Here is a 7,972-nt window from a genome sequence, read left to right as displayed (position 1 = left end):
CGCCTTCCGGGTCATCCGCGGCCTCGCATGAGCCCATCCTAGGGAGCCGCCGTGACGCCGGTCAGGCGACGGTCTCCCACAGCTCCGCGCGAAAGGGCCCGCGCCGGTCAGGTCGGGGCCGGCCACCACGGAGTCCGCGAGGTCGGGGTGGTCGCCGTTCACGCCGGTGTCGAGCACGGCGACCAGCACGCCCTCGCCTCGGGTGATCCGCCACGCCTCGGGCAGGCGCAGCGCGGGGAGCTGCCACTGGGCGGCCCCGCGCGCGCCCGTCGCGGCGCGGGTGTCGGCGCCCGCGCTCGGCGCCGGGCCGGACAGCGGCGAGGCGGCCAGGCATACGGCGAGAGCGGTGAGGAGGGTGGCGGCGAGACAGCGGACGTGCGGCGGCATGGGACGGAAGAGGCGCATGGCGACCTCCGGGGCAGAAGGGGGATGCCCGTTGCCGGAGATTGTGACACGAGACGCCTACCGCGGATCAGACCCTTCAGTAAACAGTCCGATACATCGCGTAATTAGTCTTAAGCGGCTTTCGTGGCGCTGAGCCTAGGAAATAGACGGAGAAATCCGGACATGGGCGCCGGGGGGTAGCCCCAGCCGCTGCGCCGCGTCCCCCGAGTTCACCGCGATCGCGATCAGCCCCGCCGAGTCCGCGAACGCCACCAGCTCGCCCGGCGGCACCGCCGAGTACGTCTCCCGGTACGGCAATGTGAGCTGCCGCCGCCCCAGCCACACCCCCAGCGTGTCGCCGACCCGCGCCCCCAGCGCCTCCAGGTGGCTCGCCGTGATCGACAGCTGCGTGTTGCCGTAGCGGTCCACGGACACGACCTCGCCCTCGACCGCGCCCTCGCGCACCACCGACGTCGGCTCCGGGAGCGACACGAGCCGGCCGATCGGCCGCTCCGGCCCCAGGTCGTTCGGCTTGAGCCCCTTGACCAGCCGTCCCGCCACGGCGGAGTAGATGTCGCGGCCGTGGAAGGTGGGCGAGACGGGTCTCAGGAAGTACTCCTCGTTGCTGATCTCGTACGCCGCCTCCGCGCCCCCGCTGGCGTGGACCGCCCACGACAGCAGCCCGTTGTCCGGCCCGATGAACACCCGGCCGCCCGCCTCGATCGCGACGGCCCGCCGGGCGTGCCCCGTGCCGGGGTCGACCGCGCCGATGTGCACGCCCTTGGGCAGGTAGGGAATGGTCTGGGCGAGGATCGCGGCGCCGCGCCGTACGTCGCCCGACGGGATGGCGTGGCACACGTCGATCACCCTGGCCTCGGGGGCGATACCGGCGATCACCCCGTGGCAGGCCGCCACGTAGCCGTCCTCCAGCCCGTAGTCCGTGAGAAGTGTGATGACTGAGGTCACACTTCGTGACTGTACGTCTCGCCATCCGCCATGAACAGCCGGAGTGCGCACATTACGATGGCGTCGGGCCGCATGCGCGTGTCGCCATCGTCGCGCGCAGCCTTTCGAGGAGGAACCATGGACACTGCACCGGCCGGCGGTGACAGTGCACCCCGACAACCGGAGCACGAGCAGCAACCCCTCACCCCACCCGCAGAGCTGACCTCACGTGAACGCGATCTCCTCGCCTTCGAACGCCAGTGGTGGCGTCACGCGGGCGCCAAGGAGCAGGCCATCAAGGAGACCTTCGGGTTCTCCGCCACCCGCTACTACCAGCTCCTGGGCGAGCTCATCGACAAGCCGGCCGCCCTGGAGCAGGATCCGATGCTGGTGAAGCGGCTGCGCAGGCTGCGCGCCGGCCGCCAGCGCGACCGCGCCGCGAGGCGCCTGGGCATGCGCCCCTGACCGGCTGGGTAGGGCCAGCCGCGTGAGGAACATCCCTGGAATGGAAGCCATCCTGAAGGACCCCGCGGGCGCCGTGATCGGGCTCGACTTCGACGGGACCCTGTCGCCGATCGTGCCGGATCCCGCCGCGGCCCGGATCCACCCCGAGGCGCCCGGCGTGCTGGCCGAGCTGGGCCGGCACCTGGGGGCGGTGGCCGTCGTGACCGGGCGTCCGCCCGCCACCGCCCTGGAGCTCGGCCCCGGCCTGGCCGAGGTGCCGGGCCTGGTGATCCTGGGCCACTACGGCTTCGAACGGTGGGAGAACGGCACGATCTCCGGCCCGCCGCCCCCCGCGGGCGTGCCACGGGCGGAGGCCGAGCTCCAGCTCCTGATCGACTCGCTCGGCCTGAAGGGCGTGACCATCGAGGACAAGGGCCGCGCGGTGGCCGTCCACACGCGCCGCGCCGACGACCCCGAGGGCGCGCTGGCCGTCCTGCGCGAGCCGCTGGCCGAGCTGGCCGCGAGACATGGTCTCGTCGTGGAGCCGGGCCGGTTCGTGCTGGAGCTGAGACCTCCGGGCATGGACAAGGGCCACGCGCTCGGGCTGTTCCTCGCCGAGCGGGACGCGAGATCCGTCATGTTCGTCGGCGACGACCTGGGCGACCTGGCCGCCTTCGAGGCGGTGCGCGCCTCCGGGCTGCCCGGCGTGACGGTCTGCAGCGGCTCCACCGAGGTCACCGCCCTGGCCGAACAGGCCGACATCGTGGTGGACGGGCCCGACGGTGTCGTGGCGCTCCTGCGCGAACTTGTGTCGGCTTTCAGTCGTTAGTGATTGTTTTGCAAGTGCCGGCCCCTAGGGTCGGCGCATGCTCAAGCGATACCTCGCCGCCGCGGCCGTGGCCGCGGCCACCCTCCTCGCCGTCGTCCCCTCTGCCGCGAACGCCGCGCCGGCGCAGCAGCTCAAGCTGCGCAACGGCCTGACGCTCTACATCCCGATCGAGTGGCGGGTGTACGGCATGGGCACGGACGCGGTGCAGGTGGTCACCGGCAAGTGCCGCAAGCCGCAGGGGTGGAGCTCGTACGAGTGCGACGCCTTCTACGTCTTCGGCCCGTCGTACATCAAGCGCGGCGCCGAGGGGTTCGGCCCGTACACCGGCAAGCGGCCCTTCTACACGGCGAGCGACGTGCAGCCCTGCCCGTTCAACAGGAAGTGGGACGAGGTCGTCGGCACCAAGGTCAAGAGAGGGCTGCGCCAGGTCGGGCCGGGGCACAAGGCCGCCTACAACGAGTGGAGGTCCGAGTGCGTCTCCCACTCGGGCAACAGGGTGAAGGGCCACTTCACCCAGCGCGAGTGGTACCTGCCCAAGAGCAGGATCCTCGTCGTGGACCAGTGGGACACGCCGGGGCTGACCGACACGCTGCAGCACGCCGACTGGATCTGAGGGACGCCTTCAGTGACCGGCGAGGGCGTCGAGCTGGGCCGTGAGCCACTTCTGCGGCGGCAGGGCGGTGGCCGCCGCGCGCAGCCGCTCGCCGCGCGCGCGGCGCTCGCCCTCCGGCATGACGAGCGCCTCGTGCAGCGCCACAGCCGTGCCGCTGATGTCGTACGGATTGACCAGGAGCGCGTGCTCGCCCAGCTCTGCCGCCGCCCCGGCCTCGCGCGACAGCACCAGGGCGGCGCCCGGCGACAGGATCGGGCCCTCCTTGGCCACCAGGTTCATGCCGTCGCGGATCGGGTTGACCAGCAGCACGTCGGCCATCCGGTAGGCGGCCAGTGAGCGCGGGTAGTCGTCGTGGACGTTGAGGATCAGCGGGTCCCAGTCCTCGGTGGCGTACTCGTCCTCGATCTCCTGGGCGCAGCGCTGCACCGAGGCGGTGTACTCGCGGTACTCGGGCAGGTCGTGCCGGCTCGGATAGGCGAAGGCGAGGTGGACGACCTTCCCGTGCCACTCGGGATGGCCGGCCAGGAACTCGCGGTAGGCGTGCAGGCCGCGCACGATGTTCTTGGACAGCTCCGTGCGGTCGATGCGGACGATCAGGGCGCGGTCGCCGACCTGCTCGCGCAGGGCGGTCATGTGCGACTCGACGTCGGGCTCGGCCGCCCGCTCGCACAGCGCGCCGCCGTCGACGCCGAGGGCGTGGACGCCGACGCGGGTCGTGCGCCCCTCGTGGGTGACGGTCCGGGCGTCGCGGTCCACCCGCGCGCCGAGCAGCGCCCGGCAGCAGTCCATGAACGCCCCGGCCCAGCGCGCGGTGAGGAACCCGGCGTGGTCGGCGCCCAGGATGCCTTCGAGCACCTCGCGGGCCACCTCGTCGGGCAGCAGCGAGAAGTACTCGGGCGGCGCCCACGGCGTGTGGCTGAAGTGGGCGATGCGCAGGTCGGGCCGCTCGGCGCGGAGCATGGCGGGGGTGAGGGTCAGGTGGTAGTCCTGCACCATGACGCGGGCCTCGTGGTGGGCCTCCTCGGCCAGCGCCAGCGCGAACGCGCCGTTGTAGTCGCGGTACGACTCCCACTCGCGGAGGAAGCGGGAGCCGAAGGCCGGCGCGTTGGGGGTGTCGTAGAGCAGGTGGTTGACGAACCAGAGCGTCGAGTTGGCCACCGCGTTGTAGGCGCGGTGGAACGTGGCGGCCGGGATGTCGAGCATCCGCAGGGCGCCCGTGTCGTAGCCCGCGTGGTCGAGCCGGCCTCCAGGGGCCTGCCGGGCCGCGCTGCGGTCGCCGTCGGACAGGGCGGCGCACACCCAGAGCACGTTGTGGTCCTTGGTGACTCCGGACAGCCCGGAGACCAGCCCGCCACCGCCGCGTTTCATGGTCAGCTCGCCGTCGTCGTCGACGGTGAACGAGACCGGGCCTCTGTTGGAGGCAACCAGGACGCTGTTCATTTAACCTCCCTCCGATCATAGGATCCCAGCTATGGCGCTTGATGAGCTAACCGAGGAACTTGCCCGTTCCGCCGCAGCCGGAGATCATCGCGCGCTCGGCGAGCTCCTGAAGCGGATCGAGCCCGACGTCATGCGGCACTGCGCCCGCATCCTCCCGTACCGCCAGGACGCCGAGGAGGCGTCCCAGGACACCCTGCTCGCGGTGGCCCGCAACATCGGCCGCTTCGAGGGGCGGGCCAGGTTCAGCACGTGGCTGCACATCGTGACGGCCAACTGCGCGCGCACCACGTACCGGTCGCTGAAGCGGCGGGCCGCCGAGCAGAGCTCCGACGAGCTGCCGGTGCAGAAGCCCGACGTGCGGCGGGTCAGCGTCATCGCGGGCTCGCGGCTGGACCTGCTCGACGCCATGGAGGCGCTGGAGGCCGACAAGCCCGACCTCGCCCAGGCGCTGGTGCTGCGCGACATCGTCCAGCTCGACTACAGCGAGGTGGCCGAGCAGCTCGGCATCCCGCTCGGCACCGCCAAGTCGCGCATCCACCAGGCACGCAAGTACGTGCAGGCGGCGCTCGGCGACGACTATCGGTGAGACCACTCGTCTCATGCTATGAGACGGCTGGGCAGTACCGCCACGTGGGCGGGTACAGTCTGAGGCGACAACTGAATATTGCTCATCCAGAGGGGTGGAGGGACCGGCCCTGCGAAGCCCCGGCAACCCTCCCGGCTTGAGACTCGCGACAGGGCGAGGCCGGCCGGGACAAGGTGCCAATTCCGGTCTGCGGTCAAGGTGGCCGCGGGCGAAGATGAGGGAAGGCCTCGCTTCATGTCGCTTGACTTCGGTCCTGCCACGGCTCTGTCCTGCCGCGAGTGCGGCACCCGCTACGACCTCGGCCCGAGCTTCGCGTGCCTGGAGTGTTTCGGGCCGCTCGAGGCGGCCTACTCCTTCGGCGGCGTCCGCCGCGAGGACATCGAGGCGGGCCCGGCCAACATCTGGCGCTACCGCTCGCTGCTCCCCGTCCCCGCCGACGTCGCCACCAAGCCGAACATGAACCCCGGCTGGACCAAGCTCGTCAAGGCGGGCAACCTCGGGCGCGCGCTCGGCCTCAAGTCCCTGTACGTCAAGGACGACTCGGGCAACCCCACCCACTCCTTCAAGGACCGGGTCGTCGCCATCGCCGTCGAGGCGGCGCGCAACTTCGGCTTCCACACCCTGTCGTGCTCCTCCACGGGCAACCTCGCGGGCGCGGTGACGGCCGCGGCGGCCCGGGCCGGGCTCGACGCCTGCGTCTTCATCCCCGCCAACCTGGAGCAGGCCAAGATCGCCATGGCCCGGGTGTTCGGCGGCAAGCTCATCGGCATCGACGGCACCTACGACGAGGTCAACCGGTTCTGCTCCGAGCTCATCGGCGACCCGCTGGGCGACAAGTGGGGCTTCGTCAACGTCAACCTCCGGCCGTACTACGCCGAGGGGTCCAAGACGCTCGCGTACGAGATCGCCGAGCAGCTCGGCTGGCGGCTCCCCGAGCAGATCGTCATCCCGATCGCCTCCGGGTCCCAGCTCACCAAGATCGACAAGGGTTTCAAGGAGCTGATCGCCCTGGGGCTGGTCGAGGACCGGCCGTACAAGGTGTTCGGCGCCCAGGCGCAGGGCTGCTCGCCGGTGTCGGCCGCGTACAAGGCCGGCCACGACGTGGTCCAGCCGGTCCGGCCCGACACCATCGCCAAGTCGCTGGCCATCGGCAACCCCGCCGACGGCCCCTACGTGCTCGACATCGCCCGCCGCACCGGTGGCGCGGTGGAGGACGTCACCGACGCCGAGATCGTGGAGGCGATCAAGCTGCTCGCCTCGACCGAGGGCATCTTCGCCGAGACGGCGGGCGGCGTCACGGTCGGTGTGCTGAAGAAGCTCACCGAGGGCGGCGTGCTCGACCCCGAGGCGGAGACCGTGGTGCTCAACACCGGCGACGGTCTCAAGACGCTCGACGCCGTCTCCGGGGACGCACAGCCCACGGCCGTCATCAAGCCCTCTCTCGACGCGTTCCGCGCGGCCGTCTGAGCGCCCGGCACGGCTGCTCGCACAACCAGGAAAGGCGACTAAATCATGAGTGTTTCGGTGCGGATTCCCACCATCCTGCGCACGTACACCGGCGGAAACGCGGAAGTGAGTGGCGAGGGCGCGACGCTTCGTGACGTCCTCGCAAAGCTCGACTCCGACTACCCGGGGATCGGCGCGCGAATTCTGGATGAATCGGGCAAGATTCGTCGTTTCGTCAACGTTTATGTGGGAGAAGAGGACGTCCGTTTTGCGGAAGGTTTGGACACTCCCGCACCCGACGGGGTCCAGATCTCCATCATCCCTGCGGTCGCCGGCGGCTGACGGCCCCGTACGCACCAGGGAAGGCGCCCCTCGTGGGCGCCTTCCGCTTTTCCGGGATATTCAAGGTTGAACAACTGCGCGGACGCGGATAGGAGCTGCTTCCCTTGGGCGGCGGTGGGATGAATTGCGTAGTTTGTGCTTTGACTCTGTTGCCAAACGCCGTGCCACAGGTATGGTCGAGGCGATCGTCCGGCCGATTTACCATAAGCCGTGGCGATTGCGGGTCTCGCGGACGAATGGGCGGGATCCGCGAGCCCAGTAAGAGGAGTCGGAAGTGGCGCAGGGCACCGTCAAGTGGTTCAACGCGGACAAGGGCTACGGCTTCATCGCGGTAGACGGTGGTAAGGATGTATTCGTCCATTACTCGGCAATCATGATGGACGGCTATCGCTCCCTCGAACAAGGTCAGCGGGTCGAGTTCGAGATCACTCAGGGCCAGAAGGGGCCGCAGGCGGAAGCCGTCCGCGCGGTCTGACCCAGGTCGCTGGCGTTCAACGGCAGGCCGCGCGGCAGCGCAGTCCGTACGGCCTGCCTCTCCCCTCCTTCGTCGATGATGCGGCGGGTCCTTCGGGGCCCGCCGTACGGCTGACCTGGGCACCCACGGTGTTCGCTTGCACTCGACCGGGTAGAGTGCTAAACAGTTCGTTGGCACTCTCTGTTCGTGAGTGCCAGCACCTGGGATCGGGACGACGGGGTCCGCCAACGGAGACGCGGACCCTCATGCCGTCGCGGGCGTCGGCTCGATCCGCCGCAAGCCACCCTGCATCTGGGAGGTCCAGCCTTATGGCAGCCAAGATGATCGCGTTTGACGAGGACGCCCGGCGCGGTCTCGAGCGCGGTATGAACCAGCTCGCCGACGCCGTCAAGGTGACCCTCGGCCCCAAGGGCCGCAACGTCGTGCTGGAGAAGAAGTGGGGCGCCCCCACGATCACCAACGACGGTG

The 7,972-nt window shown here is 70.1% G+C and carries 9 protein-coding genes, 1 pseudogene and 1 riboswitch; of the genes and pseudogenes, 7 read left to right on the top strand and 3 right to left on the bottom strand.

Going from position 1 to position 7,972, the window contains the following annotated elements:
* A pseudogene (locus tag AB0H81_RS42710) lies at window positions 1-405 on the bottom strand (hypothetical protein); the annotation flags it as partial.
* Window positions 406-540: 135 nt separating this feature from the next.
* Entirely contained in the window at window positions 541-1,350 is an 810-nt protein-coding gene (locus tag AB0H81_RS42705; RefSeq protein ID WP_358387581.1) for an SAM-dependent chlorinase/fluorinase, read from the bottom strand.
* Window positions 1,351-1,467: 117 nt separating this feature from the next.
* Between AB0H81_RS42705 and AB0H81_RS42700 the strand changes: the two genes are divergently transcribed.
* Genes AB0H81_RS42700 through AB0H81_RS42690 form a run of 3 tightly spaced genes read left to right on the top strand, consistent with a single transcriptional unit; the run spans window position 1,468 to window position 3,215 of the window.
* Complete coding sequence (locus AB0H81_RS42700; RefSeq protein ID WP_358387578.1) at window positions 1,468-1,794, top strand: DUF3263 domain-containing protein; 327 nt, start codon at window positions 1,468-1,470, stop codon at window positions 1,792-1,794.
* Window positions 1,795-1,834: 40 nt separating this feature from the next.
* On the top strand, window positions 1,835-2,602 hold the full coding sequence (otsB, locus tag AB0H81_RS42695) for a trehalose-phosphatase (protein ID WP_358387575.1): 768 nt from the start codon (window positions 1,835-1,837) through the stop codon (window positions 2,600-2,602).
* A 37-nt stretch (window positions 2,603-2,639) separates the two neighbouring features.
* Window positions 2,640-3,215 (top strand): hypothetical protein, encoded by a 576-nt coding sequence (locus tag AB0H81_RS42690; protein WP_358387572.1) that lies wholly within the window; start codon window positions 2,640-2,642, stop codon window positions 3,213-3,215.
* 9 nt (window positions 3,216-3,224) lie between these two features.
* On the opposite strand, the gene AB0H81_RS42685 is transcribed toward AB0H81_RS42690, so the two are convergent.
* Window positions 3,225-4,655, bottom strand: coding sequence for a trehalose-6-phosphate synthase (locus AB0H81_RS42685; RefSeq protein ID WP_358387570.1), 1,431 nt, complete (start codon window positions 4,653-4,655; stop codon window positions 3,225-3,227).
* Between the two features lie 31 nt (window positions 4,656-4,686).
* Between AB0H81_RS42685 and AB0H81_RS42680 the strand changes: the two genes are divergently transcribed.
* From AB0H81_RS42680 to AB0H81_RS42665, 4 genes are all read left to right on the top strand, one after another.
* Complete coding sequence (locus AB0H81_RS42680) at window positions 4,687-5,241, top strand: RNA polymerase sigma factor (protein ID WP_358387567.1); 555 nt, start codon at window positions 4,687-4,689, stop codon at window positions 5,239-5,241.
* 79 nt (window positions 5,242-5,320) lie between these two features.
* Window positions 5,321-5,462, top strand: a riboswitch (SAM riboswitch).
* 13 nt (window positions 5,463-5,475) lie between these two features.
* Window positions 5,476-6,708: a threonine synthase gene (gene thrC / locus AB0H81_RS42675; RefSeq protein ID WP_358387564.1), complete on the top strand. Its 1,233-nt coding sequence runs from the start codon at window positions 5,476-5,478 to the stop codon at window positions 6,706-6,708.
* A gap of 45 nt (window positions 6,709-6,753) precedes the next feature.
* Window positions 6,754-7,029: a MoaD/ThiS family protein gene (locus tag AB0H81_RS42670; protein WP_101789288.1), complete on the top strand. Its 276-nt coding sequence runs from the start codon at window positions 6,754-6,756 to the stop codon at window positions 7,027-7,029.
* Between the two features lie 274 nt (window positions 7,030-7,303).
* Window positions 7,304-7,504 (top strand): cold-shock protein, encoded by a 201-nt coding sequence (locus AB0H81_RS42665; protein WP_173525743.1) that lies wholly within the window; start codon window positions 7,304-7,306, stop codon window positions 7,502-7,504.
* The last annotated feature ends 468 nt before the right edge of the window (window positions 7,505-7,972 follow it).

The sequence above is a fragment of the Nonomuraea sp. NPDC050691 genome (genome assembly GCF_040654455.1).
Lineage (GTDB): Bacteria > Actinomycetota > Actinomycetes > Streptosporangiales > Streptosporangiaceae > Nonomuraea.
The sequence above is the reverse complement of the archived record's forward strand: the minus strand, read 5'-3'. Positions and strand labels throughout refer to the sequence as shown.

Coding starts and splice junctions, on each gene's coding strand:
- AB0H81_RS42670 (WP_101789288.1), top strand. CDS start 6,754: ATGAGTGTTTCGGTGCGGATTCCCACCATCCTGCGCACGTACACCGGC.
- AB0H81_RS42700 (WP_358387578.1), top strand. CDS start 1,468: ATGGACACTGCACCGGCCGGCGGTGACAGTGCACCCCGACAACCGGAG.
- AB0H81_RS42685 (WP_358387570.1), bottom strand. CDS start 4,655: ATGAACAGCGTCCTGGTTGCCTCCAACAGAGGCCCGGTCTCGTTCACC.
- AB0H81_RS42690 (WP_358387572.1), top strand. CDS start 2,640: ATGCTCAAGCGATACCTCGCCGCCGCGGCCGTGGCCGCGGCCACCCTC.
- thrC (WP_358387564.1), top strand. CDS start 5,476: ATGTCGCTTGACTTCGGTCCTGCCACGGCTCTGTCCTGCCGCGAGTGC.
- AB0H81_RS42680 (WP_358387567.1), top strand. CDS start 4,687: ATGGCGCTTGATGAGCTAACCGAGGAACTTGCCCGTTCCGCCGCAGCC.
- otsB (WP_358387575.1), top strand. CDS start 1,835: ATGGAAGCCATCCTGAAGGACCCCGCGGGCGCCGTGATCGGGCTCGAC.